General features: G+C 74.0%; 20 protein-coding genes. 11 read left to right on the plus strand and 9 right to left on the minus strand.

The features are described 5' to 3' along the window. The first annotated feature begins 117 nt into the window (after positions 1-117). From CLV70_RS32505 to CLV70_RS32525, 5 genes are all read left to right on the plus strand, one after another. Complete coding sequence (locus CLV70_RS32505; protein ID WP_106130449.1) at positions 118-678, plus strand: copper chaperone PCu(A)C; 561 nt, start codon at positions 118-120, stop codon at positions 676-678. Further along, complete coding sequence (locus CLV70_RS32510) at positions 675-1,838, plus strand: Dyp-type peroxidase (RefSeq protein ID WP_106130450.1); 1,164 nt, start codon at positions 675-677, stop codon at positions 1,836-1,838. Before CLV70_RS32505 ends, CLV70_RS32510 begins: the two co-directional genes overlap by 4 nt. Beyond that, entirely contained in the window at positions 1,796-2,371 is a 576-nt protein-coding gene (locus tag CLV70_RS32515; protein ID WP_425440256.1) for a copper resistance CopC family protein, read from the plus strand. Before CLV70_RS32510 ends, CLV70_RS32515 begins: the two co-directional genes overlap by 43 nt. A 155-nt stretch (positions 2,372-2,526) precedes the next feature. Next, on the plus strand, positions 2,527-3,108 hold the full coding sequence (locus CLV70_RS32520; protein WP_106130452.1) for a DUF3455 domain-containing protein: 582 nt from the start codon (positions 2,527-2,529) through the stop codon (positions 3,106-3,108). Positions 3,109-3,279: 171 nt separating this feature from the next. Then, a complete protein-coding gene (locus tag CLV70_RS32525) occupies positions 3,280-3,834 on the plus strand; it encodes an STAS domain-containing protein (protein ID WP_158277874.1) in 555 nt (184 codons plus the stop codon). On the opposite strand, the gene CLV70_RS39330 is transcribed toward CLV70_RS32525, so the two are convergent. Beyond that, complete coding sequence (locus tag CLV70_RS39330) at positions 3,831-4,580, minus strand: GAF and ANTAR domain-containing protein (protein WP_146164241.1); 750 nt, start codon at positions 4,578-4,580, stop codon at positions 3,831-3,833. The genes CLV70_RS32525 and CLV70_RS39330 overlap by 4 nt on opposite strands. A gap of 130 nt (positions 4,581-4,710) precedes the next feature. Here CLV70_RS39330 and CLV70_RS39335 point away from each other — a divergent pair, with 130 nt between their 5' ends. From CLV70_RS39335 to CLV70_RS32540, 3 genes are all read left to right on the plus strand, one after another. Then, entirely contained in the window at positions 4,711-5,271 is a 561-nt protein-coding gene (locus tag CLV70_RS39335) for a hypothetical protein (protein WP_146164242.1), read from the plus strand. Positions 5,272-5,384: 113 nt separating this feature from the next. Then, positions 5,385-6,482, plus strand: a complete 1,098-nt coding sequence (locus tag CLV70_RS32535) for a tryptophan dimethylallyltransferase family protein (protein WP_106130455.1) — start codon at positions 5,385-5,387, stop codon at positions 6,480-6,482. 29 nt (positions 6,483-6,511) lie between these two features. Further along, positions 6,512-7,900 carry a tryptophanase gene (locus CLV70_RS32540; protein WP_211303978.1) on the plus strand — a complete coding sequence of 463 codons (1,389 nt, stop codon included), beginning with the start codon at positions 6,512-6,514 and terminating at the stop codon, positions 7,898-7,900. 555 nt (positions 7,901-8,455) lie between these two features. Here the strand turns inward: CLV70_RS32540 and CLV70_RS32545 are convergent. From CLV70_RS32545 to CLV70_RS32580, 8 genes are all read right to left on the minus strand, one after another. Further along, entirely contained in the window at positions 8,456-9,010 is a 555-nt protein-coding gene (locus CLV70_RS32545; RefSeq protein ID WP_106130457.1) for a GTP-binding protein, read from the minus strand. A gap of 112 nt (positions 9,011-9,122) precedes the next feature. After that, complete coding sequence (locus CLV70_RS32550) at positions 9,123-9,491, minus strand: DUF742 domain-containing protein (RefSeq protein ID WP_245908599.1); 369 nt, start codon at positions 9,489-9,491, stop codon at positions 9,123-9,125. Further along, the gene (locus CLV70_RS32555; RefSeq protein WP_106130459.1) at positions 9,491-9,913 is read right to left on the minus strand and encodes a roadblock/LC7 domain-containing protein; all 423 of its coding nucleotides are present in this window, start codon (positions 9,911-9,913) and stop codon (positions 9,491-9,493) included. Before CLV70_RS32555 ends, CLV70_RS32550 begins: the two co-directional genes overlap by 1 nt. Positions 9,914-9,951: 38 nt before the next feature. After that, on the minus strand, positions 9,952-13,209 hold the full coding sequence (locus tag CLV70_RS41880) for a sensor histidine kinase (RefSeq protein ID WP_106130460.1): 3,258 nt from the start codon (positions 13,207-13,209) through the stop codon (positions 9,952-9,954). A 250-nt stretch (positions 13,210-13,459) separates the two neighbouring features. After that, entirely contained in the window at positions 13,460-14,254 is a 795-nt protein-coding gene (locus tag CLV70_RS32565; RefSeq protein ID WP_158277875.1) for a cellulose binding domain-containing protein, read from the minus strand. 41 nt (positions 14,255-14,295) lie between these two features. Continuing rightward, positions 14,296-16,116, minus strand: coding sequence for a sensor histidine kinase (locus CLV70_RS32570; protein ID WP_158277876.1), 1,821 nt, complete (start codon positions 16,114-16,116; stop codon positions 14,296-14,298). Beyond that, the gene (locus CLV70_RS32575) at positions 16,113-18,809 is read right to left on the minus strand and encodes a helix-turn-helix transcriptional regulator (protein WP_106130463.1); all 2,697 of its coding nucleotides are present in this window, start codon (positions 18,807-18,809) and stop codon (positions 16,113-16,115) included. The genes CLV70_RS32570 and CLV70_RS32575 overlap by 4 nt, the downstream gene beginning before the upstream one ends. Before the next feature lie 8 nt (positions 18,810-18,817). After that, positions 18,818-19,876, minus strand: coding sequence for an Hsp70 family protein (locus CLV70_RS32580; RefSeq protein WP_146164243.1), 1,059 nt, complete (start codon positions 19,874-19,876; stop codon positions 18,818-18,820). Positions 19,877-20,154: 278 nt separating this feature from the next. On the opposite strand from CLV70_RS32580, the gene CLV70_RS32585 reads away from it, so the two are divergent. From CLV70_RS32585 to CLV70_RS32595, 3 genes are all read left to right on the plus strand, one after another. Next, positions 20,155-21,030 (plus strand): IniB N-terminal domain-containing protein, encoded by an 876-nt coding sequence (locus CLV70_RS32585; protein WP_146164244.1) that lies wholly within the window; start codon positions 20,155-20,157, stop codon positions 21,028-21,030. A gap of 154 nt (positions 21,031-21,184) precedes the next feature. Continuing rightward, positions 21,185-23,143, plus strand: coding sequence for a P-loop NTPase family protein (locus CLV70_RS32590; RefSeq protein ID WP_158277877.1), 1,959 nt, complete (start codon positions 21,185-21,187; stop codon positions 23,141-23,143). Between the two features lie 355 nt (positions 23,144-23,498). After that, a complete protein-coding gene (locus CLV70_RS32595; RefSeq protein ID WP_106130467.1) occupies positions 23,499-24,968 on the plus strand; it encodes a GTPase domain-containing protein in 1,470 nt (489 codons plus the stop codon). The last annotated feature ends 65 nt before the right edge of the window (positions 24,969-25,033 follow it).

Consider the following 25,033-nt stretch of genomic DNA (forward strand, 5'->3'; position numbering starts at 1 on the left):
TCCATCGCCGAGGTGCCCGCGTACCCGGGATCCCCGCCGGAAATTCCGGACCCGGTGGAACTTCGCCGGCCGGCACCGCGACCTACGCGCTGACGACCGACCGAAGGAACGGAAACGATGCAGAAGACTCAGGCCGCGACGATCGCCCTGTCCGCCGCGCTGGCCGTGTTCGGCCTCTCCGGGTGCGGCGGCAGCGGCGAGCCCGCCGGGGCGACCCCCACGTCCCACCCCTCGGCGAGTGCCGTGGCGCAGAAGCTCACCGTGCGCGACCCGTGGGTGAAGGCCGGCAGGGCGGGGGAGATGACCGCGGCGTTCGGCGTACTGGTCAACGACACCGACGCCGACATCACGGTCGCCGGGGCGCAGTCGCCGGCGTCGCCGCTGGAACTGCACGAGATGGCGATGAAGGACGGCAAGATGGTGATGCGACCCAAGGAGGGCGGCTTCGTCATCAAGGCCCGCGGCACCCACGAGCTCGGCCCCGGCGGCGACCACCTGATGCTCATGAAGCCGGCCGAGGCGATCGAGGCCGGCGACGAGGTCGCGTTCACCCTGACCCTGGCCGACGGCACGACCGTGCCGTTCACCGCCATCGCCAAGCCGTTCGCCGGGGCGGGGGAGAGCTACGACCCGGGCATGCACATGCCCGCCTCCGGCATGCCGGGCACCGCGAAGTGACGACGCGCAGGCGTCTGCTCGCCGGCGGTGCGGTCGCGGGGGCCGGTGCGGTCGCCGCCGCCGTCGTCGCCGGCGGTCCGGACCGCGCGGTCCCGGCCGCGGCGACCCCGCCGGACGACACGGGTACGGCCACCGTGCCGTTCCACGGACCCCGGCAGTCGGGGATCACCGACGAACCGCCCGCGCACGCCGCGTTCGTCGCCTTCACCCTCGCCGCGGGCACGGACCGGCGGGCGCTGGGCCGGATGCTGCGCCTGCTCAGCGACGACGCCGCGCGGCTGACCCGGGGCGTGCCCGCGCTCGGTGACACCGACGCGACGCTGGCGGTGCTGCCCGCGCGGCTGACCGTCACGTTCGGCTTCGGCCCCGGCCTCTACACCTCGGCCGGGCTGCCCGCCCCGGTCGCGGACCTGCCCCGGTTCGCCATCGACCGGCTGGAGCGGCGCTGGTCGGGCGGGGACCTGCTGCTGCAGATCTGCGCGGACGACCCGCTGACGGTGGCGCACACCCAGCGGATGCTGATCAAGGACGCGCGGCCCTTCGCCGCCGTACGGTGGGTCCAGCAGGGCTTCCGGCGCAGCCCCGGCGTGCAGGCACCCGGGCACACCCAGCGCAATGTGCTCGGCCAGCTCGACGGCACCGCCAATCCGCGCGGCGCCGAGCTCGAGGGCGCCGTGTGGAACGCCGACGGTTCGTCCACTCTGGTCGTACGCCGGATCCGTGCCGAGATCGAGAAGTGGGATCTGCTCGCCGTGGCCGACAAGGAGAGCGCCACCGGGCGGCGGCTGGCCACCGGGGCGCCGCTGAGCGGGCAGGATGAGCACGACGAGCCGGATTTCGCCGCCCTCGACCCGTCGGGGCTGCCGGCGATGCCGGACTTCTCGCACGTCACCCGCGCGCACGTCACCGACCCGGCGCTGAAGATCCTGCGGCGCCCGTACAACTACGACGGCGTGCCGGACGCGGGTGGCCGGCCCGACGCCGGGCTGATCTTCGCCGCGTACCAGCGCGACCTCGTCCGCCAGTTCCTGCCCATCCAGCGGCGCCTCGCCGAGAAGGACCTGCTCAACGAATGGATCACCCCGATCGGTTCCGCGGTCTTCGCCGTGCCGCCCGGCTGCGCCGAGGGCGGCTGGATCGGCGAGCAGGTGCTGGCGTGAGGCGCCTGCTGCTCGCGCTCGCGGCGGTGCTGGCCGTGCTGCTCCCCGGCACGCCGGCCCGGGCCCACAACCAGCTCGTCGCGGCCGAGCCGGCCCGGGACGCGACGCTGGCCGAGCCGCCGGACAGGGTGGCGCTGACGTTCCTCCAGCGGCTGAACCCGCGGTTCACCACGATCGTGGTCAGCGACGGCGCGAAGCGGCGAGTGCCGGCGTCGGCGCCGGTCGTCGACGGCGCGAAGGGCACGGTGACGTTCACCGCCCCGCTGGGTGAGGGGGCGTACACGGTGGCGTACCGGGTCGTGTCGGTGGACGGGCACACCGTGCAGGGGTCGTACTCCTTCGCCGTGGCCTCCGGGCCGGCCGGCCCGGTGCCGGCTCCGCCGTCCGGTGCCGCCGGTGCCGCCGGGCCGGCCGCGGAATCCGGGGGGATGCCGGGCGGCGTGCCGGTCGCGCTGGGCGCGGCCGTCCTGGTCGTCGCGGCCGGGCTCGCTTTCCGGTACGTGGCTCGCCGCCGCGCCTCGGCCCGGGTATGATCCTGTGGCGTCTACCCATCGGTAATAGCCGATTGTCCAGTACCTTCGGTACTTAGGGGCAAGGTTGGCGTGCGCGTCGATCTGTTCGGCGCCCTGCATCGTGTCCCCCGGTTGTGGACGGCAGGAACCTGCCGCGCTAACGGAGGAGACCCCGAATGCTCAACACGTCGCGTTCCAGAATCCGCGCCCTGGCCGTGGTCGGCATGGCCGGCGTCGTCGCCACCATCGGTGCGGTCACCTACCAGGCGAACGCCGCGGAGGTCTCCGTGGCCGCGCCGGTGGCCAGCGGCGCCGACGCCCGTCAGGTCGGCATCCCCGGCATCCCGTCGGCGATCCGCCCGCCGAAGGGCTCGCGGCCGATCGGGGCGTACGTGGTGACCAAGGGAACGCAGACGTACAAGTGCACGGGCGGTGTCTTCACCGGCGCGTCGACGCCCGAGGCGGCGCTGGTCGGCACCGGCGGCAAGATCCACCACTTCGCCGGCCCGAGCTGGCAGTCGGAGCGGGACGGCTCGCTGGTCACCGCGACCAAGACGGCGGAGAGCCCGCGCAAGGGCACGATCGCGGAGCTGCTGCTGACCGTGAACAGCCACACCGGCTCGGGCATCCTGAGCAAGGCCGCCTACATCAACCGGCTCTACACGTCGGGCGGCGTCGCGCCGGCCGGCTCCTGCACGGACGGCTCGACGACCGCCGTGCCCTACGGCGCCGTGTACGTCTTCTGGGCGGCGAAGTAGTCCGCCTTCGCTGAGCGTCCGCCGCCTCGCGGTGGGCGCTCAGCGGCGTTTCGGGCCCCCTCCATCCGGCTGTGCATCGTTTCCGGTGGGAGGGGAGTAGGGTGTAGTCGGTTGTGGCTTCGCCTTCAAACTGCGAGGGAAGTGGTCACCGCTGCGACGCGGGAGCCTCTCGTGGATCTGAAGCGCGACGACGCCGGCACCATAATCCCCCCTTACTTCCAGGTCAGCGCCGTTCCGCCGGACCGGGACGGCCGGTCCCGGGTGGCCGTGGCCGGCGAGCTCGACGAGGGCAGCGCCGAACCCCTGATCCGGGCGGTGACAAGCCTTCTCGGCGGCGCGGCCCCGGCGGTCGTCGAGATCGAGGCGTCGAGGCTGAACTTCCTGGACTCCTCCGGCATCCGGGCCCTGCTGATCTGCCGCGGTCTGGTCGGCAACGCCGGCGGCCGGCTGGTCCTGACGAATCCCCGGCCCGCCGTGACCGAGGTCCTCGAGATCACCCGCCTGTGCGAGTTGTTCGGCCTCCCGGCGCCCGCCGGCGCGCCCCGGCCGCCGAAGAATCCTGTCGTGTCCGAGTCGACGGCGGACCTGTTCATTCGCTCCGCCGCCGTCCGCAGGGCCTCCCGGGAGATCCGCGATCAGGCAAGAGCCCTGCGCCTCACCGGCGACCTGCGGCGGCAGCCGCAGACGCCCGTCCGGGAGTCCCCGGCCCCGCGCAGTGACGGCTAGCGGACGGCGCGTTCAGCCAGCTCGCCGGTCTCCACCAGCTGGTGGGCGATGTCGGTGAGCTTGGTGTTCGCGCGCTGGCTGGCCCGCACCAGCAGCTGAAACGCCTGATCGCCGGTCAGCTTGTGGCGCTCCATCAGAATGCCCTTGGCCTGGCCGATGAGGTCGCGGGCCGAGAGCGCCCGGACGAGGTCCTGCTCCCGGCGGGCGCCCGCCATGGCGACCGCGGCGTGCGCGGCGAACAGCAGTCCGACATGCTCCGACTCGTCGGAGAACGCGTTCGCCCGGGTGCTGTAGAGGCTGAGCGCGCCCATATTGTCGCGTTCGACGTACAGCTGGAAGGACAGCATGCTCAGAACGCCCAGACGGGCCGTCCGCGTGCAGAAGTCGGGCCAGCGCCGTTCCCGGTTCATGTCGGACAGCCGGATCGTCCGATGTTCGTGGCTGGCCTCCAGGCACGGGCCCTGGCTCGTCGCGTACTGAATCGCATCCACCTCCTGCACCACGTCGGCGGTGGCCGCACAGGTCCGCAGTCGCCGGCCGGACTGCGCGACGGTCAGGCCGGCGTGCTCGGCGCCCGGCACCGTTCCCACCGCGGCCGTGACGATCGCGCCGAGGGTGTCCTGAAGGTCGGACTCATCCTGCAGGGACCGGGCCAGATCCACGAGGATCTCCACGAGGCCGTCCGGAACCGGCTCGCCGGTGTACGACGTCGACGGCCGGCCGCGGCCGGCATCACCCTGAGTCACGTCCGCTCTCCTCACCAGGGGCGACTCCGGACCTTTCCCATCATGCCGCCGCGGCCCCGTCCGCGACACCCTTCCTCGTCCGCTCACCCGCCCTGACAGGTTCCTGACAACATTCGTCCATGGTGGTCCGATGCGGATCAAGACCTCCCTCGTGACGGCCGGCGCGCTCGCCGCCCTGCTCCTGCTCGCCGGCTGCACCGACGCGCGGGACAAGGAGAGCGCGGACGTGGCCACCCTCCGGTCCGGCGGTCCGGCGCCGGCCACGACCCCCTCGGCGGCGACCCGGGAGCGTCCGGTGGTCCGACCCGACGAGGGCGGTGACGTCTTCGACCGGTACGTCGAGGTCTTCAACAAGTGCCTCAACGGCGAGGGCGTGGCCGGGCCCAAGCAGGACCGCCCCGACCTGAAGAAGTACGAGAGGAACAAGGAGGCCGCCCGCAAGTGCGACCACCTGTACCCCGAGACCTGGATGGAGCGCGAGCGCCGGACCAACCCCGAGTTCGCCGACCTGCTGCGGGAGACCGCGCGCTGCCTCGTGGACAGGGGCCACAAGGTCACGGTCGGCGGCGACCCGATCGCGATCCGCTACGAGGACAACGCCGGGGCGAACAAGGCGTACGAGGACGAGCAGGATTGCCAGCGCAAGGCCTTCCGGGAGAGCGTGGAGAACTACCGCAAGGGCGGGAGCTGACCGCTGTGGTGATCCACACAAACCAACTTTTTCACCCGGTCGTGGCTGGACTAATTGATGTCGGACGATTTAAATGATCTGAGCAGGTGCCCTCGGTCCTGAGTGGAGGGTCGGTGCCGATCGAGTCGCTCGTCGCGCACGTCACGCATCAGATGATCCGGCTGTGCGAGGTGACGCACGCCGATCCCGCCGCCTCCGCCGACCTCGTCGCCGACCTCCTCGGAAGCGCCGGCAACCGTCCGCTCGCCGCCGGACCCGGCTGGGCCTCCGACATCGCGGACGACCATACCCCGATCGAGTTCTCCGTCGCCTTCGACCGCGACGGCCCGCCCGTGCTGCGCCTGCTCGCCGAGGCCGGGGTCACAGACCCGGCCACCCCCGCCGGCCTCGCGCCGGCCCTGTCCTTCGTGCGGCGGCAGGCCCCGCGGCACGGGCTCAGCCTCGAACGCCTCGAACGGGTCCTCGACCTGTTCGCGACCGACCGGCCGCAGGGCGCCTTCGGCATGTGGCACTCGCTGATCCTGCGCTCACTGCCCGAGTTCAAGGTCTACCTCAACCCGGAGCTCCACGGCGTCGCCCGGTCCGTCCCGCTGGTCCACGAGGCCCTCGACCGGCTCGGGGCCGGGGCGGCCTTCCGGACGGTGCGCGAGGAGGGGCTGCGGCCGGGCCGGCTCGGCGAGGCCGACCGCCTGACCTTCTTCGCCCTCGACCTGCACGACAGACCCACGGCCCGGATCAAACTGTACGTGTCCCAGCACGACGCGACCCTCGCCGACGTGGCCCGCGCGGCGGCCGTGGTCCCGGGCGTGGACCCGGCCGAAGTGGCGGGGTTCTGCGAACTGGGCGCCGGATCCGCCGGGCCCTACGACGGGCGCCCCATCATCAGCAGCTACACGTTCCGCCCCGGAGCGGAACAGCCCGTCGGCTACAGCGTGTACGTGCCGATCCGCAGCTACGTCGCCGACGACCGGGAGGCGTACGACCGCGTCCGGGAGCTGCTGATCCGCCACGGCTTCGCGCCGGACCGGCTCGCACCGGCCGTACGAGCGGTGACCGACCGGCCGCTCGAGGACGGCGTGGGGCTGATCGCGCACGTGTCGCTGCGCGTGGGGCCGCCCCGGCCGGGTGTGTCCGTCTATCTGTCGTCCGAGGCGTACGCCGTCAGCAGCCCCCGGTCGGGGCAGGGCTGGTCCGGCAGCCGCGTCGCCTAGCACCGCTCGTCACCGGTAGGAGAAATGTCGTGCCCGAGGAAGCTTTTCCGTTGCTGCCGCCGTACCGGATCAAGGTTGTCGAACCGATCCCGTTCCTGACCGCGGGGCAGCGCCGGGAGGCGTATGCGGCGGCCGGCTACAACCCGTTCAACCTGCGCGCCGACCAGATCACCGTGGACCTGCTCAGCGACTCGGGCACGGGAGCCACGTCGTCCGCCCAGGAAGCGGCCGCGGCGCGCGGCGATGAGTCGTACGCGGGGGCCCGGTCCTGGTTTCCCTTCCGCGACGAGGTGCGCGACCTGACCGGCTATCCGCACGTCCTGCCGGTGCACCAGGGCCGCGCCGCCGAACGCATCGTCTTCTCCACCATCCTGCGCCCGGGGCAGATCTGCCTGAGCAACACCCACTTCGACACCACCCACGCCAACGTCGAACTGGCCGGCGCCGAGGCCCGCGACCTGCCCACCCCGAGGGCGCTCGACCTGGACAGCGACGACCCGTTCAAGGGCGACGTCGACCTCGACGCGCTGGAACGCACCCTCGCCGGTCCGGACGGCGAACGCGTCGGCCTGGTGCTGATGACCATCACGAACAACGGCCTCGGCGCCCAGCCGGTGTCGATGGCCAACCTGACCGCGGCGAGCGAACTGTGCCGCCGCTACCGGGTGCCGTTCTGGCTGGACGCGGCCCGGTTCGCCGAGAACGCCTGGCTGGTCCGCGAGCGCGAACCCGGCTACGCGGACCTGAGCCCCCGCGAGATCGCCACCCGGGCGTTCCAGCTCGCCGACGGCTGCGTCATCAGCCTCAAGAAGGACGGGCTGGCACCGGTCGGCGGCGTCATCGGCGTCCGCGACCCCGACATCTTCGCCACGTGCGAGGCCAACCTGATCGCCACCGAGGGCTTCTCCACGTACGGCGGCCTGGCCGGCCACGACCTCGAACGCCTCGCGGTCGGCCTCCGCGAGGTCGTGGACGAGGACTACCTGCGCTCCCGGGCGGCGTCGACGGCCCGCCTGGCCCGCCTCATCAACGAGGCAGGCGTCGACACGGTGCAGCCGGCGGGCATCCACGCCCTGTACCTCAACGCGGGCCGCCTCCTGCCCCACCTCGACCCGGGCCGCTTCCCGGGCCACGCCCTGGCGAGCCAGCTCTACCTCACCGGCGGCATCCGCTGCGCCGAGCTGGGCTCGCTCTACCTCGGCGAACTGAACGACGACCACCAACTCGTCCGCCCGGCCCCGTTCGAACTGGTCCGGCTGGCGATCCCCCGCCGGGTCTACACCGAAGCCCACCTCGAGTACGTGGCCAGAACCCTGGGCGAGATCGCAAAGCAACCGGACCAGGTCCCGGGCTACCGAATCACCGCGGCGCCCCGGGTGCTACGCCACTTCAAGGTCCGGCTCGAGCCCGCGGTGTAGCCCTCACCTCAGTCGGCCGTGCGCCGGTTCGGCGTTCGCGCGGTCGACCGGTCGCCGACTTGGCGTTCGCCCGGTCGGTTGGCCGCTTGCCGGCTTGCCGTCGGACGGCCGTTCGCCCCGAGCGGCCGTCCTCGGTGCGACCCTTGAGCCCGACTTCGATCCCAGACTCGACCGGCCCTGGGACGCTGACCGCTCCAGCGCCACCGCCGACCGCGGGTGCGCGCCGCACTGCCCGCCGCGCCGTCGCACCGCCGCGCCGCCGTGGACCGCCGCACCGCCGCCATGGACCGCCGCGCCGCCATGGACCGCCGCGGCTGCCGCGTCCCTTCGGCGCCCGCCGACCGTGGGCATACCGAACGTCGACGCCCCACCCGCCGCTGGCGCCCACCCGCCGCTGGCGCCCACCCGCCGCTGGCGCCCACCCGCCGCTGGCGCCCACCCGCCGCTGGCGCCCACCGACCGCTGGCGCCCACCGGCCGCCGGGGCCGATCGATCGCCGGCGCCCATCCGCACTTCCCGCCCTCACCCGCGCCGCGCCGACGAGGTAGCGCGGGGTCAGGCTGCCGTGGGCAGCTTGGCCAGGACGTGCTGGAGCAACCGGATCAGCGCGTCCAGGGCGGAATCCCGCTGGCGGGCGTCGCACCGGGTCAACGGCACGTCGGCGCTCAGCTGGAGCGCCGATCGGATCTCGTCGTCGGTGTAGGCGCACTCGCCGTAGAACGTGTTGACGGCCACCACGAACGGGATGCCGCGCCGCTCGAAATAGTCGATGGAGGCGAAGCTCGCGGGCAGCCGGCGCGTGTCGACCAGCACCACGGCACCGAGGGCGCCCTGCGCGAGCTCGTCCCACATGAACCAGAAGCGGTCCTGTCCCGGCGTACCGAAAAGGTAGAGCACCACCTCGGCGTTGATCGTGATCCGGCCGAAGTCCAGGGCGACCGTGGTGCGCGTCTTCTCCTCGAGCCCGGCCAGGTCGTCCACCCCGACGCTGGCCTCGGTCATGACCTCCTCGGTGGTCAGCGGCGAGATCTCGCTGACCGAGCCGACCAGCGTCGTCTTGCCGGCGCCGAAGCCACCGGCCACGACCACCTTGGCGGATGTGCGTTCCATATAGCGTGTCAGTCCTCGGTCAGGGTCGCGGAGGCCGCTGGGCAGCGCCTCGATGCCGGGTCGGTGGTGGTGCGGGGGTACGGGATGGCGGCCCCTGCTCGCCGCTGCGGGTTCACAGGCGCTGCAGCCCGCCGAGCAGTGTCTCCAGCAGGGCGCGATCGTAGACCGTCCGCTGCGCGGCGGAGCCGAGGGCCACATAGTCCTGTTCGAGCAGGATGTCCACCAGCACCTTCACCACGGTGAGCGGCCGCTGCAGATAGGCGGAGATCTCCGCGATGGACATCCACTGCCGGCACTGCCACAGGATCTCCCGGTACTCCGGCTCGAGCACGGTCGTGTCGGCCGGCAGCGCGACCACCTGCGTGGCCAGATCCAGCGACGCGTTGCGCGGCGTCGTGCGGCCGTTCACCAGCACATACAGGGGTACGAGCTGCCCCTGCTCGGCGTCGTCCCGGTGCCGCCGGGCGTCGAAATCCATCATCAACGCCCGGCATGCCCGTTGACCGATGCTTGCGGAGTCCGTCGCTCGGCACCCAGGTACTGGCCGATCCGCGTGACGAGCCGGCCCATCTCGTACGCCACCGTGCCCATGTCCACCTCTTCGTCGCCGAGCACCGCCAGGCGCGCGTTCTCCCCGGCCGAGGCGATGAACAGCGTACGGTCGTGGAACTCGACGATGATCTGGTCGACGGGCCCGCTCTCGAAGCGGCGCCCGACCCCGGCCCCCACGCTGTACAACGAGGACGCGGCAGCGGCCAGCAGCTCGGCGGCGTCCTGCGGCAGCGACCGGGACTTCTGCACGACGAGTCCGTCGGTCGACAGCACGAGCGCGTGCAGCACCTGGTCCACGGCCGTGAGCTCGTCGAGCATCCAGGTGAGGTCGTTGTGAGCGGTCGGTTCCATGGCTCTTCCCGTCTGTGTCGGTTGCGGTGCGGGTGCGGTCATTCGCTGCGGCGGCCGGGCGGAACATCGCCCCCGTCGGACGGGACGTCGCCGCCGTGTGGCGAGGCGGTGCCGCCGTGGGGCGGAACGGTGCCGCCGTGGGGTGAAGCGGTGCCGCCGTGGGGCGGAACGGTGCCGTCGTTGTGCGGAATGGTGCCGCTGTGGGGCGGGGCGCTGCTGCTGTGCGGAATGGTGCCGCTGTGGGGTAGGGCGCTGCTGGTGCGGGTTGAGGCGGTGCCGTTGTACGGCGTGGCGGTGCCGCGGTGCGGGGCAGGGGTGTCACTGGCGTGGCGGTTCGGCGAGGGAGCCGCGTGGGCTGTGTGGCCGGGAGGAACGAGGTCGCCCGTGCCGCGTCGGGCCAGGCCGGGGTCACCCGTGCGCTGGCTCGGCGGGGGAGCGATGCCGGGGGTGCCGGTCGGCGGTGTGATGTCGCCGGTGCGGTGGCCCGGCGGTGTTGTCCCGCCGGGAGCGCCGCTCGGCAGGTTGAGGTCTCCCGTGCGGCCGGCGCGCCAGCCCTGCTGGTAGCTGGCCAGGCGGTTGCGGGCGGTTTCCGGCGAGTGCGCCGGCCCGGTGGCCTGGCTCTCCAGGGGCTGTTCCTTGAGCTGGTGCGCGAGATTCTCCTGAGGACGGCGCTGCGGCAGCGGCGGCCGGGTGGGGCCGCCCGCCGCACTCGCCGCAGGCTCGGTGGTCTCCGCCCGGGCCTCGGTCGGGGCCCCGGACTGCCTGCCGGGAACGCCCGCCTGCTGCCCCGAACCAGTCCACTGACCCGCGCCCGCATGACCCGTGCCCGCCGGGAGGCCCGTGCCCGCATGGCCCGCGCGCGCCGGGAGATCCGTGCCCGGGTGGCCCGCGCCCGCCTGCTGACCCGCGCCCGGGTGGCCCGTGCCTGCCTGCTGGCCCGTGCTTGCCGGGGAGCTCACGCCCGCCGTGGGGCGGCCGTTGTGGGCGCCCGGCAGCCCGGACGGCGCCGGGTGCGGTGCGGTCGGCGCGGACGTCGGGGCGCCCGGCGGGGGTGGCCAGATGCCCGGTGCCGCCTGGCCGCCGGAGGGTGCGCTCGGTGCGGTGGGGGAGGCGGTGGGAGCCGTGGCCGGCGTGCCGACGGTCGGGTGCGGGGCGGTCCGCTCCTGGGCGAGGGATTGCCGGGCTCCGTGCGTACCGTTGGAGGCTGCCGGGGCCGCGGCCGACCGGTCGCGGGACGCCGGGACCGTCACCGCCTGCGGGCCGTCCTCGCCGAGCTCGTCGAAGGGGTCGACGGTCAGGGTGCGGCGCTCGTCGCCGGGCTCGTTCGTGATCCGGCGCAGGTCCTCGCCGGAGGCGATCGCGCTCGCCGGCAGCAGCACCACGGCCAGCACGCCGCCGTACGCCGAGGTGCGGAGCGTGACCTGCATGTTGCCGCGCTTGGCGAGCTCCGCGACGACCCAGAGGCCGATCTGCGCGCCGCCCTTCAGGCCGCTCAGGTCGGGCGTCGGCGCGGTGGCCAGCAGGACGTTCGCGGCCTCCATGGCTTCCGGCGGCATGCCCACGCCGGCGTCCTCGATCTCGATCACCACGCCGTTGTGCGCCTGGGTGCAGCTCATCCACACCTCGGACTCCGGCGGGGAGAAGACCAGGGCGTTGTCCAGCAGCTCCGCCACCAGGTGGGTGATGCCGGCGATGGACGCGCCGCTGATCGCGATCTCCGGCGTGCGACGCAGCGTGACCCGCTGGTACTGCCGGGTCTCGGCGACCGCCCCGAGCAGCACGCGGCGCACCGGCACGGGTCGGGGGAACCGCCGCCCGGCCTGCCCACCGGCCAGGATGATGAGGTTCTCGAGGAACCGGCGGGTCTGGGTCAGCTGGTGGTTGATGTCGAACAGCTCGCCGAGGATCTGCTCGTCGCCGATCCGGTTCTGCAGATCCTCGATGACCTTGAGGCCGTGCTGCAGCGGACGCTGGGGCCGCCGCGCGACGCCCATGAGCATCGCCATGCCGGCCGCCCGGGTGGTGGCCTCCTCGACGGCGGCGTCGACGGCGGCGCGCATGGACCGGTTGAGCACGGTGGCGAGGTCACCGATCTCGTCCCGGCCGTAGTCGCGATGCGGCAGCTCGACGCCGAGGTCCACCTTCTCGCGGCGGCGGAGCTTCGCGATGATCGAGGGCAGGCGCTCGTCGACGACCGTCACCGCGTCCTGTCCCAGCTGCGCCAGGCGTACGGAAAGGGCCCGGTTGACCAGCACCTGCGACTGGCGGACGGCGGAGATGATCGCGCCCAGCGCGATGAGCAGGGCGACCGCACTGCCGATCGCGGCGGCGAGCAGCTGGTTGTTGCCGGTGCGCAGCGCGTCGCTGGAGGTCCGGTCGGCCTGGGTGACGGTCAGCGACACCAGCTGCTCGGCGATCGCGTTGGTGACCGTGTCCCACTGCTCGGCGTTGAGCTGCAACGTCCGTGGGGCGCGCGTCTTCCACGGGCCCGCGGTGATCAGCGCGTTCTCCGCCGTCACCAGCGACGTCCACTCAGGAGTCGCGGCCATCCGGTTGTACTCGGCTCGCGCGTCCGGGTGCAGGTGGGGCACGGCCGCGTCGAGGGTCGCGTGGTAGGCGCCGACCATCTTGACGAACTGCAGGTGGTCCTCCGATGCGAGGCCGCGGGAGCCGAAGCCGCTGGAGATCACCGAGCTGGCCCGCGCCATGAGGTCGCCCGCGCGGAAGGTGTCGGTCGCGGTGATGCCGCCCTGGGTGGCGGTGGCGTCGGGCACGACCCGCGCCTGGGTGTCGAACAGTTCGATGGCGGCGTTGACCAGCTCGTCGTAGAACTCGGTGGTCTGCTGGCGCCCGGCGCGGCCGGAGTCGATCGTGCTGCGGATGCCGGGCAGCCGGTCCAGGCGGTCCGAGAACGCCGCCCACCGTACGTCGATGCTCCGCGGCGCCTTGCTCAGCACCGAGCCGGCGGCCGACCGCAGCTTCTCCACGAGCGAGTCGGTCTGCTGCCGCTCGGCGATCAGCTTCGGCAGGTCCTTCGCCGCGTGCGACAGGTAGTCGATGCTCTCGCGCCGTTCGCGCTGAATGGCGGCGAGGGTGCGGACGGCGGGGATCGACACCTTTCGTACGCCGTTGGCGACCTCGCGGTCGTAGTAGCCGTTGAAGACCAGGTAGGTGGAGGTGGCGAGCCACAGGACGAGCGCCGCCACACCGGGCACGAGAATGAGGCGGGCGATGCGGCGTTTGATCGATTTCTCCGGGGCCCGCGCAGCCTCGACGGATTCGCTTTTGTCGGTCACTGTGCTCGCGATCTGAGTCGTGGGAAAGTGCCCTTGAGCAGCGCTTTCCCGGTTCCATCCGGGTCTTTCGCGGTACGTGGATACGGCTGGATCCGACTCCCTCGGCGTGTGCCTGGGCCCGTGTCGACAGGAGTCCTCATCCTAGCGTCGCCCGTCCGGCGGGCCGGTGCCGCGTTTGTCCCACGGACGGGTGCAGGGTGCTCATCCGGCGGGTGGAAAGTGCGGCCGCCGGACCGCCACCGACGGGTGCTCATGCCGGTGGCGGATCGGTCGGGCCGACGCCGGCGCAGCGCCGGCCGTCGATCTGGCAGGCCTGGGGTGCCGCGTCCAGCAGGGTGGCGCCCCGGACCTCGAAGGACACCACGACCGAGCCCCCCGCGGGTACGGACCGGGTGGTGGCGTCCGGGGCGAAGGTCCACGTCGCACCGTCCTGGCGGGCGGTGGCCCCGGAGACGGCGGCGATCTGCAGCGTCGGCCGGGGCAGCGTGAGGGTCAGCTCCCAGCCGTCGTGGCCGGCCGTGCCGGGGTTGGCGACCGCCACCTCGGCCCGGTAGCCGAGCAGTCCGGTCCCGTTGGCGGCCGAGTAACGCGCGGTCAGCGCCACGGCCGAGGGCACGGTTGCCCGTTCGGTCGGCCGCGACGACGTCGGGGGCAACAGCGGGGCGCTCGGCCCCGCTCCCGGCGCGGCCGTCGTCGGCGCGGTTCCGGGGGCCGGCGCCGTGCCGGTCGCCCCGGAGGTGGCGGGGAGGGCCGACGCGGATTCACTGCTGCTGGTGTCCCCGGCGACCGTGGTACGCGCCGGGGTGTGCGGCGGCAGGGACGACAGGTCGTCCGGCCCCTGGAGCAGCACCGTGACCACGGCGATGGTCCCCCCGATGGCAAGCAGCGCGCCGAGCACCAGCCAGGTCCTGGCGGTACGACGGGCCTGCCCGGCCGGTTCCAGCCGGGGCTGGGGGCCGGCCTGCGCCGACACCGCCAGCTTCATGGCCGCGTCCAGCAGGACGACCATGGGGGAACGGCGCTCGCGCCGCGGTGGTTCCGACATGCCGCGCCTCTCCTCATTCATGGCGCGAGCCCCGCTCGCCGCTACTCATCGCTGCTCATCGTCGACATGGCGGCGCCGGGCCGGGGACGCTGGCGGGGTACGAGCCGCCGCGTCGCCGGCAGATCGACGACCGCCGTGTCCCCGCCGGTACCCAGATCCGAAGCGGACATACCCTCGCTCGCCACGAGGGCGGCCGGCAGGAACACCTGCGCGGTCAGCCCTCCGTCGTCGGCGTTGTGCAACCGCACCGTCGCACCGGCGCGATGGGCCAGGCGGCCCGCCGTGTACAGGCCGTCCCACGCGCGGGTCTGCGGCGCGGCGGTCGTCGCGAGCACCTCGGCGGCGACGCGGAGATCGTCCTCGGACATGCCGGGCCCGTGATCGGTCACCGCGAGGACGTAGTGGTCCTCGTCGTACCGGCCGGTGACCAGCACCGGGGCCTCGGCGGGGGAGAAGGCGGCGGCGTTCTCGATCAGCTCGGCGAGCAGGTGGGTCACGTCAAGGACGGCGGCGCCGACCAGCTCGGCCGGCTCCAGGTCGGGGATGGACACCCGCTCCGAGCCGGGCACCTCCGCGGCGGCCTCGTCCACCACGCCGGCGACCGGAACTGGGCTGCTCCAGCGGCGTCCGGGCGTACCCCCGCTGAGGGTGACGGTCTTCTCCACGTTGCGCCGGACCCGGCCGGCGAGGTGACCGACCCGGGTCAGCTCACCCAGGGCGTCCTCGTCGTCGGTGCGTCCCCGTACGCCGTCGAGCAGGCGCATCAGCCGCTGGAGGAGGCCCTGGTTGCGCCGGTTCTGCTCGAGCAGCAGATCCAGCAGCGCGGCGTCCTCCGTCGACTCCCCGCGTACGGTCGCCGGGGTCCGGTCCGCGTCGGCGCCGAGGCCGCTGAAGAGCCGGCGCAGCCAGGTGAGCGCGGCCACCACCGCGACCAGGCCGAGCCCCGCGACCAGGCCCGCACCGGCCACGGTGGCCACGGCGCCGGGCACGGCCTCGCGGCTGGCCTCGCGCACCGCCCCGGTCTCGAAGGCGCGCAGTTTGGTGCGGGACCCGTCCAGCGAGGTCGCCCAGGCCGGGGCGATGCGCTTCCCGGCCGCCGCGGAGGGGTCGAGCAGGTCGTCCTCCAGCCCCTGCAGCCGGACGATCGCGGGGTCCGCGGTCAGCGCGAGGTAGCCAGGCACGGAAGCGTCGGGGAGCTGCTGGGCCGCCTCCTCGAGCAGAACCCGGCGGGTCAGCACCAGCGTGGCGACCCGGGTGCGGTCGGTGGCGTCGAGGGTCGCGGCGCCGGCGGCCCCGACCAGGATGGCGTCCTCGTTGGACAGCGCCTCCCGGGCCCGGCCCAGCGCGAGCAGCGAGGACCCGGTGCCGGTGCTGCGGTCCGGCCACAGCCAGGGCGCCTCCTCGAACGCGGCGGCGACGATGCCGGTGTAACCGTTCAGCACCTTCCGGGGATCCGGGCTGCTGCCGTCGACCAGGGCGCGCAGGGCCAGCCGCTCGTCCACCTGCCGCAGCAGGATGTCGGTGCCGCCGGCCGCCTCGGGACCGATGGCGGTGCGCCGCATCGGGCCGGTGAGCGCGTCGCGCAGCTGCCGGACGGCCTCGTCGGTGCGGTCGCGCTGCGCGATCAGGGCGCTGCGGTCCACCACATCGGCCAGCCGCCCGGCGGACAGCCGCCGCTCCTCCTGGAGCTGCACGATCACGGCGTCGGTCGGGCCGCCGATGACGCGGGCGATCGCCCGCGTGCGGGCCACCTCGGTCGCGTCCAGGGTCAGCGGGATCGCCGCCGCGGCCCACAGCAGCACGAGCAGACCGCCGCCCACTCGGGTCAGCCGCCTCCGGTTCCGTGCGTTGCCACCGGTCACGGTCGCCTCCGATCCGATTCGCCCGCGGGGTGTGCCTCCGCGGGCGCGCCGGTGAGCGTACGCAGCCGGGCCAGAAGATCGCGACGGTCGGTGCTGCCGAGCTTCTGCCGGATCCGGGCCATGTGGTGCTCGACGGTCTTCGCCGACAGGTAGAGGCGGTCTGCCACCTGCTTGTACGTCAGCCCGGCGAGCACCAGGGTGGCCACCTCCTGCTCCCGGTCGCTGAGAATCGGCCGGGAGCTCTCCTCCGCCCCCGCGCCCCGGCGACCCGGCGCCTCGGCCGGCAGGTCCGGTTCCTGACGTGCCTGCAGCGACCGGGCACAGTCGAGCAGTGAGGTCATCGCCTTGCGGTCCGGCGTACGGATAGCGGCCTGCCCGGCCAGCCGCGCACCGTCCCACGCGAGACCCAGATCGGCCATCGCCTGCGCCGCGTCCTCGACGGCGTGCGGATCGATCCGGTCCGACAGCACGTCGAGCCAGCACTGGCCCGCGGTGGCGAGCGCCGCGGCGTAGGAGTTGCGGTCGCGATGCTCGCGCAGGGCGGCGGCGTGACGCTCACCGGCCGCCCGGTCGTCGGCCAGGAACGCGGCGTGCAGGCGGATCCAGTGCAGCGGGACGCTCCACAGCACCGGGTCGCCGAGCCGGCTCAGCAGCTCGTCCGCCGCGGTCAGCGCGAGCTGCACCTGCCGCTGCTCCCCGAGCCGCGCCGCGCAGATGGCGATCTCGCCCAGCGGCATCAGGGTGAACAGGTCGATCGGCTGCCCGATGAGCGCGTGGGCCGCCTCCGGCCAGGCGGCGCGCAGGGCGACGAGGTCGCTGGCCCGGCGCGCCAGCCCGAGCCGCAGCGCCGCCGCGAACAGCAGGTCACGTCCCTGCAACTCGGCGCCGGCACCGTCCACCTCGCCCTCGCCCTCGGCCGGCGCCGGGACACCGATCGGCACGCCCGCCAGGGCGGCCTGCTCCGCGGCATGGGCGTGGCGGCCCTGCGCCATCGCGGTCCAGGCCAGCAGCAGTCGGTGCCGCCGCTGGAACAGCGGCCCGCCCAGCCCCGTTCCGATGGCCCGGTCGAGAACCGTGCGCGCGGTGCCGAACTCCGCGGAGTGCACGGCGATGAGGGCGGCCAGCGCCGCGGGACTGTCCGGCAGCAGAACGGCCGCCCCCGACGGCTCGAGCAGCTCGGTGGCCTGCACCAGCGCGCTCAGCGCCCCCGCGGGGGAGGGCCCCACCGAGTCGAGGACACCCCGGCCCATTTCGTACGCGGCGGTCTCGAGCAGCGTCGGCGGCCCGGCGGACGGATCACCCGGCTCCGACGACGAGGAGCCGAGCAACTGCCCGGCCTCCTCGGCCCGCCCGGTCCCGACCAGGGCGATGGCGCCGAACCCGGCGGCGAGGCGCGGGGTGGCCCACCGGTACAGCTCGACGGCGCGGGCCAGATGGTTACGGTGCGCCAGGGCCGCCGCCCCGACGCAGGCTGCCTCGCCGCGCTGCTCGGGCGGCCCGCCGCGGAGCACCTCGTCGGCCAGCAGGGACGCCTGGCCCAGGTCGCCGGCGAGCGCCGTCGCCAGGGCCCGCCGGGCGACGGCGGGCCGGCCGGCCCGCGACGCGGCGGCGAACAGCTGGGCCGCGAGCGCGGGATCACCGCGCAGGGCCTCGTCGCCGGCCGCGAGGAACGCGGCCCCGAGATCGGCGCCGTCGGCCTGCGGGGCCAGCGCCACCGAGGGCGCACCGATCGCCGGGTCCTCGGTGCCCGCCCCGGGCATGACGTCCAGCAGGGGCCGCATCAGCGCCAGCACGGAGCCGCCCCGGGCGAGCTGCCAGCCGGCCAGCTTCTGGCGTACGCGGATGCGCTGGGCGACCGGGCCGTGCCGGGTGAGCGCCTCCTGAGCCAGCGGCACGAGGGCTCCCGTGGCGGTGGGCAGGCCCGTGGCCTTCGCCGCCGCCACCAGGGCTGTCGCCCGCTCGGCTTCGCATTCGAGGAGGGCGGCGACGAGCTCGGTGGAGAGCCCGGCGCCCGCCTCCATGGCGAGCAGCACCGTCAGCAGATCGGCCTCGAGCTCGTCGAACTCGGCCGCGAAGGGCGCCAGGGCGGCCGCCGGCGCCTGCCACGGCGGCTCGCTGCGGCCTGTCACCGCCGCGGGCTCACCGCGGCCCGGGACCCCGTCGCCGAGTCCGTCGATGAGCCGGTCGAGGTAGCGCGGGACCCCGCCGCTGCAGGTCAGCAGGGATCGGGTCCACGCCGGCTCGGGCGCCGTCCCCCACATCTCGGCGCACCGGGCGGCGACCTGCGACTCGGTCAGCGCGTTCAGCACGACCACGGGCCCGTGCCGGCGCAGCACGTCGATCACCGCCGGCATCGCCGCAGGTCGCGGCCATGGACGGTACGCCACCACGACGCGCGCGCCGGGCTCGTCCGCGCGCCGTGCGATCTCCCGCAGCCGGTCGTCCCCGGCGAGGTGCGCGTCGTCGACCAGCAGCACCCCGGCCTGCGAGGTGTCGGCGGCCGGTTGCCACAGCGTGCTGACCGGCACACCCGCGGCCTCGTAGCAGGCGGCCAGCTCGCGCAGGAGTGCCGTCTTGCCGTACCCGCCGGGCCCGCAGACGGCAACGCTCAGCGGCGCCGCCGGATCGTCGAGGACCTGCTGCACCAGGGCACCGGCGGCCGGGCTCAGCAGCGCGGCCGACCGGGTCGTCATCCCGGGGCTCATCGCCGCGCTCCCGGAGCCGCCGTCACCTTGACGGGTGGTCTGGGTGGTTGCAGCGCCGCCTGCGGGCTGGGCGAGACCGGCCGGGTCGCGGTGATCAGCGGCGCCTCGGCCGTGGGCGACTCGGGCACCATCGGCACCATCGGCGTGGCGGCCGGGCGCCGGCCGCGCGGCCGGACGGACAGGGCGGCGCCGCAGGCCACGGTCGTGCGGGGGTCACCGTTCTGCAGGACGGGCACCCCGAGGGCCGCCGAGAGCAGGTCGCCGAGCATGGGGTGCCCCGCCGCGGAACCGGCGAGCAGGACGGCCGACAGCTCACCGGCCGGAACACCGCAGGCCGCCACCGTACGCAGGACGAGGTCCACCCCGGAGCGCAGGAGGGACCGCTGCGTGCCGGCGTCGGCGGCGTCGAGATCGCCGCCGCTCACGTCGGTGCAGCGCACCGACGTGATGATCTCGTAGCGGCCGGCCGTGTGCGGGTTGATCAACGAGACCTCGAGCTCGGACGCGCCCAGCTCGAACACGACGAGCACCCCGCCGCCGGCCGGGAGCTGCCCGGCGGCCTGGACGCTGGTCACGACCGCCCCGGCGCGCGGCACCAGGGCCGGCTCGCCGAGACCGGCCTCGGCGAAGGCGGTGCGGAGCAGCCCGAGGCGGTGCGGACCCCAGCCGGTCGGATGGGCGACGGCGATCCGGTCCGGCGCCTGCCCCTGGAGCTGCCACAGCCGGCCCGCGACCCAGCTCACCATGCCCGCGACCAGCGTCTGCGCGGGGAACGCGTGTCCGCCCAGGAGGACCGCCACGTCGTCGCCGACCCGGTGCAGGTAGCCGGCGGCCCGGTCGACCGCGTGGCCCGCACCGACCTCGGCCGCGACCAGGTCACCGCCCGCGGAGAGCAGCAGCGCGGACCCGATCGACGGACCCGGGCCGGCGAGCGCGACCACCTCGGCGGGAGCCCACCCCGGCTCGGCGGCGCGGCGGTGCGGGTGGACCGTCGGCCGGCACACGGCAGCCGTCACGGAGCATTGCCCGATATCGATCCCCAGCAGGTACGGCACGTGATTCGCTCCTTGCCGTCGGTGGGCACCGGCGGCGATCAGATGTGGACGGGCAGAACCCTAACGTTCGTACCAGATCGGGCATCGAAGATCGTCCCCCAACCTTGGGGCCGCGAATCCCCTAAGCCCCTAATGGCCGGCGGGGGCGGATCACCGGGCGGCGGCGTCCGAGGAAGGGGGTCCGCACCCGATGCCCGGGCCGCCTCCCCGCTCTACGGTGATCAATGCCGGGTGACGATCCGGCGCCATCCGACCACCATCCCAGGAGCATGGCCACCATGGATTCCTCGCCCACCTTGCAGGACTTCGTTCTCAACCTCATCTACGACCCGGCCGCCCGGTCGGCGTTCGAGCTCGACCCCGAGGGCGTCCTCGCGGACGCCGGCCTCAGCGACGTCACCGCCGTCGACGTGCAGGAAGTCATCCCGCTCGTGGTCGACTACGCGCCGCTGTCCGACGTCGCCGCCGTGACCGCTCCGCTGGGCGTGCACGACCTGACCACCGGGGTCGCCGACGCCGACGTCTCCGCGGCGGTCGCGCAGCTGCAGGCCATGACCGGCAACCTGACTCCCGGTGCGCACGCGGCGCCGGACGTGGCGTATGCCGGTGCGGGCGCCTTCATGGTGAGCACCGACGGCCTGCTCGCCGGCACCCCGGCGGTCGGTGTAGGCCTCGAGCACGCTGCCACGGTCGACGCTCCGGTCTCCACCTCGGTCACCGCTCCTGTGGACGGCGCGCTGTCCGCGGTGCACGACCCGGGCCTGGGCCTGGACGCGGGCGTCTCCACCGCCACCTCGGTGACCACGACGGTCGTGGGCGACGCCGACGGTCTCATCGCCTCGACCGGTGTGGACGCCGGCGCGACGCTGGACGGAACGGCCTCGGTCGTCACCGGCGTGACCTCGACGATCGGCCTGCACGACGTTGCGGACCTTGACGTGACGCACCTCGACCCGGCAGTCTCTTCGGTCGTCGGCTCCGTGACCGGTTCGGACCCGCTCGGCGCCGTATCGCACGATGCGACCCAGGGGGTCCTGGATGTCGCGGGTGACGTGACCTCGCCGGTGACCGGACTGGTCGACGGGCTCGGTCACCACACCGCGCCGGACACGGCCGACCACGCGCACGGCGCGGTGACGGACCTGCTCTTCTAGGCCCGAGCCCGCACCGTGGTCGTAGCCGGCGGCGACGGGGCAGGACAGCCGCCGCTGACGGGGCCATGGCGTGGCGCGGTGCCGGAGGGTGGCACCAGCCTGCCACGGCATGGCACGGGCACAACGTCAACGAGCGGAAGAACGGGCAGGGAAGATGCAACGCTGGGAGGTGGGGGCTGCGGCACCGGTGGCCCCCACCTCGCCAGTGCATGCCGACAGCCGGACGCAGGTCGCCGCGCAGGCGCAGGCGCCGCTCTGGCTCGACGTGCTGGACGCGACCATCCAGATGTGCACCACGCACGGTCGCGCCGATCTGCAGGAGTGGTTGTCCGGCCGTCGCGCACAGTTGCTGCACCCGCAGCTCCGGGTGCTCGTCACCGGCGCCGCGGGCCAGGGCAAGAGCCACCTGGTCAATGCCCTGATCAACGCTCCGGTGTGCCCCGTCGGGCACGGTTCCGCCGGCGGGGTCGCCACGGTCGTGCGCCACGGCGACACCCCGGCCGCCCAGCTGGTGACCCGGGCGGGACCGGCGGCGGCGTGGACCGCGCCGCCCGGCCTGCACGGGAGCGTCCCGCTGTCCACCGAGGAACTCGGCAGGTCGATGGCCGAGGCGCTGCTCACCCAGCCCGCGTCGGCGGCCTCGCTCCTGCACACCGAGGTCCAGCTTCCGCGGGCCCTGCTGGCCGGCGGCCTGGTGCTGATCGACACGCCCGCGCCGCCGCAGCTGCCCGAGGACGCGGTGGCGGCCACCGACGAGCTTCGGCGGCTCGTCACGTACGCGAGGGCCGATCTTGTGGTCTTCGCCTGTGAGTCGACGCGCGAGCTCACGGACGCCGAGCTCGACGTGCTCGTCGACCTGTGCAGGCTCTACCCGCACGTCGTGGTGGCCCTGACCAAGACCGACATCGCGCCGCGCTGGCGTCATGCCGTCGCGCACGCCCGCGATCAGCTCATCGCCGCCGAGGTGCCGGCCACCGTCATCGCCCTCTCCAGCACGCTGCGCGACCACGCCGTGCGGTCCAACAGCACCGAGCTCAACGACGAGTCCGGATTCCCGCACCTCATCGCGCACCTGCGGGACACGGTCGCGACCAAGCACGACGGCCTCGCGCGCGACACCGTCTCGGTGGTCGGCCGGCTGGTCATCGAGGACATCGTCACCCCTCTGCGCGCCGACCTGGTGCGCAGCGCCGAGCCGTCCGCCGCGGTCGAGCAGCTGCACGAGGCCCAGCGCCGCCTCGAGGATCTGCGCCGGATCACGACCCGCTGGCAGAACTGCCTGGCCGACGAGTCGGGCGACCTCATGTCCGACGTCGAGCAGGACCTGCGCGAGCGGACCCGCGCGGTGCTCGCCGAGGCCGAGCAGACCCTCGACACCATGGACCCGGCCCGCGAGTGGGACGACTTCCACGCGTGGCTGCGCCAGGCGGTCCAGGAGGCGGCCGAGTCGAGCTTCGCCTGGCTCGCCGAGCGTGGCGAGTGGCTGGCGTACAGGGTGGCCGAGCAGTTCCCCGAGTACGGCGACGACGTGCTCCCCGGCTGGGCCGGCGTCCCCCTCGACCAGCTCCCCGACCGCGCGACCGACCTCAACGCGCCGCCGGTCGAGCGGTTCACGACGGCGCAGAAGCTCTTCACCGGTCTGCGCGGCTCGTACGGCGGCATCCTCATGGTCGGCCTGGCCACCAGCATGGCCGGAATGTCCCTGATCAACCCCATCTCGATCGGCGGCGGCGCCCTCTTCGGCAGCCGCACCGTCCGCGAGGAGGGCAAGTCCCTGCTCAAACGCCGCCAGGCCGCGGCGAAACTGGCGGTGCAGCGCCACATCGACCAGATCTTCATCGGCCTGGCCAAGGACGCCAAGGATTCCGTACGCCGGATGCAGCGCACCCTCCGCGACCACTACAGCGGCGTCACCGAGGACATCCACGAGGCCATCATCGAGTCCCTCCGCTCGGCCAAGGCAGCCGCCGACCGCGAACTCGCCGCCCGAGCCCAGCGCGCCCGGCGCATCGAACAGGAACTCGACCGGCTCTCGGGCCTCTACCAGCAGGCCCAGGCCCTGTCCCCGGCCCGCAACCCGGCCATCGGCGCCACGGCATCGGAAACCGGATGACCACCGCCCCGCTGCCGAGCCGGGTGCGTACCGCCGGACCGGGGAACGGGACGTCCGCTGCCCGGGCGCGCGGCGTCGGCCTCGGGAGTGGTCCGCGGTCGAGCTGGGCGTGCGGTGTCGGGCTCGGGAGTGGTCCGTGGTCGGGCCGGGTGTGCGGTGTCGGGCTCGGGAGTGGTCCGTGGTCGGGCCGGGTGTGCGGTGTCGGGCTCGGGAGTCGTCCGCGGTCGGGCCGGGCGTGCGGCGCTGGGCTCGGGAACCGGGTGACCGCCGCCCCGCCGTTTACTGCGGTGGCGGGGGAGCGCCGGGCCGGTCGCAGGCGAGGGCGGCTCGTGGGGGCGGATCGCGCGGGGGGACGATGAGCGCCGAGGACGGGCTTGCCGGGCGGGTGCACGAGGTGCTTGCCGAGGCGATGCGGATCTACCATGACAGCCCGCGGGCGCAGGAGTGGCTGCACCGGCATGCCGTGCGGCTTGACGGGCCGCTGCTGCTCGCCGTGGCCGGGCCTTCCCAGGCCGGGAAGTCTACGTTGGTCAACGCGTTGATCGGGGAGAGTGTCGCGCCCGTGCGGTCGCGGGGGCAGGGCGGGCATCCCGCGTGGTATCGGGACGGGCCGCAGCCTCGGGCCCAGGTGCGGCCGCGGCACGGGGCGCCGTACGAGTTGCCGGTTCACCGGGCCGAGCAGGGGTTGCAGCTGGCCGACTCGCTGCGGCCGTACGAGGCGGCGGAGCAGGACGGCGAGATCCACGAGGTGCACGTCGAGTGGCCCAGTCGCTCGCTGCGGCACACGCACGTCTACGACACGCCAGGGCTTCCGCCCGGGGATGACGGGTGGCTGCGGGCCGCCCGGATGCGGCAGGAGGCCGACGCGGTGCTGTTCCTCAGCCGTACGCTCGCCTCCGCCGACCTTCACCGCCTGCCGCCCGCCCGCGGGGGCTGGGCCGCGGCCACCCTGCCGCTGCACCACGTCGTCGTCCTGTCCCGTGCCGACGAGACCGCCGGCGGGCGGGTCGACGCCATGCTCGCCGCGAAGCAGATCGCCCGCCGGCGGCGGCACGAGCCGGACCTGACCATGTTGTGCCAGGACGTGCTCGCGGTGTCCGGGCTTCTCGGGTACGCCGCCCGCAGCCTGCGCCAGGACGAGTTCGACGCCCTCGCCGTGCTGGCCGGCTCGTCGCGGGCGGAGCTGGAACCGTACCTGCTCTCCGTCGACCGGTTCCGGGCGGCGGGCGAGGCGATCGCCCTGGAGCCGGCGTGGCGGGAGCGGCTGCTCGACCGGCTGACGCTGACCGGCGTCAAGCTGGCCACCACGCTGGTGCGCTCCGGGGCCCGTGATCCGAGCGCGCTGGCCGAGGCGCTGCTGCGGCACAGCGGGCTCGCCGAGCTCCAGGTGGCGATCACCGACCTGTTCTCGGCCCGCCGTACGGTGCTCAAGGCCCGCACTGCCCTGATAGCCGTCGAACAGCTGGCGCATCGCGAGCCGAGACCCCAGTCGGGGCACCTTCTTGTACGCGTGGAGCAGACCGTGAGCGCGGCCCACGAGTTCCGCGAGTTGCGCCTGCTGGCGGCGTTGCGCGCGCGCCGCGCCGGGCTCCCGGGCGAACTGGCGGTGGAGGGGCGCCGCCTGGTCGGGGGCGAGGGCGGCACCCTGGTCGAGCGGCTCGGCCTGCCCGCGGAGGCGCCACCGGACGAGATCCGCGCGCATGCGGCGGCCGCGGCCGACAGGTGGCGGGTGCTCGCCCAGCAGCCGGACCGGACCGGCCAGCAGATGGAGGCGGCCCAGACGGTGCTGCGCAGCTGCGAGGCAATGCTCCAGCAGCTGCCCTGAGCCGTACCCGGCGGCCGGGCCGGCTTTTTCCACGCCATGTCACATGTGCGGGCTCCGCGGTGCTC

Origin of the sequence: Pseudosporangium ferrugineum (assembly GCF_003002065.1) — a bacterium.
Lineage (GTDB): Bacteria > Actinomycetota > Actinomycetes > Mycobacteriales > Micromonosporaceae > Actinoplanes > Actinoplanes ferrugineus_A.

Bases quoted from the DNA above. Each gene is read 5' to 3' on its own strand.
- CLV70_RS39335 (WP_146164242.1), top strand. From the start codon at position 4,711: ATGCGGATCAAGACCTCCCTCGTGACGGCCGGCGCGCTCGCCGCCCTG.
- CLV70_RS32545 (WP_106130457.1), bottom strand. From the start codon at position 9,010: ATGGAACGCACATCCGCCAAGGTGGTCGTGGCCGGTGGCTTCGGCGCC.
- CLV70_RS32550 (WP_245908599.1), bottom strand. From the start codon at position 9,491: ATGATGGATTTCGACGCCCGGCGGCACCGGGACGACGCCGAGCAGGGG.
- CLV70_RS32595 (WP_106130467.1), top strand. From the start codon at position 23,499: ATGAGCGCCGAGGACGGGCTTGCCGGGCGGGTGCACGAGGTGCTTGCC.
- CLV70_RS32520 (WP_106130452.1), top strand. From the start codon at position 2,527: ATGCTCAACACGTCGCGTTCCAGAATCCGCGCCCTGGCCGTGGTCGGC.
- CLV70_RS32505 (WP_106130449.1), top strand. From the start codon at position 118: ATGCAGAAGACTCAGGCCGCGACGATCGCCCTGTCCGCCGCGCTGGCC.
- CLV70_RS32590 (WP_158277877.1), top strand. From the start codon at position 21,185: ATGCAACGCTGGGAGGTGGGGGCTGCGGCACCGGTGGCCCCCACCTCG.
- CLV70_RS32585 (WP_146164244.1), top strand. From the start codon at position 20,155: ATGGATTCCTCGCCCACCTTGCAGGACTTCGTTCTCAACCTCATCTAC.
- CLV70_RS32575 (WP_106130463.1), bottom strand. From the start codon at position 18,809: ATGACGACCCGGTCGGCCGCGCTGCTGAGCCCGGCCGCCGGTGCCCTG.
- CLV70_RS32555 (WP_106130459.1), bottom strand. From the start codon at position 9,913: ATGGAACCGACCGCTCACAACGACCTCACCTGGATGCTCGACGAGCTC.
- CLV70_RS32565 (WP_158277875.1), bottom strand. From the start codon at position 14,254: ATGTCGGAACCACCGCGGCGCGAGCGCCGTTCCCCCATGGTCGTCCTG.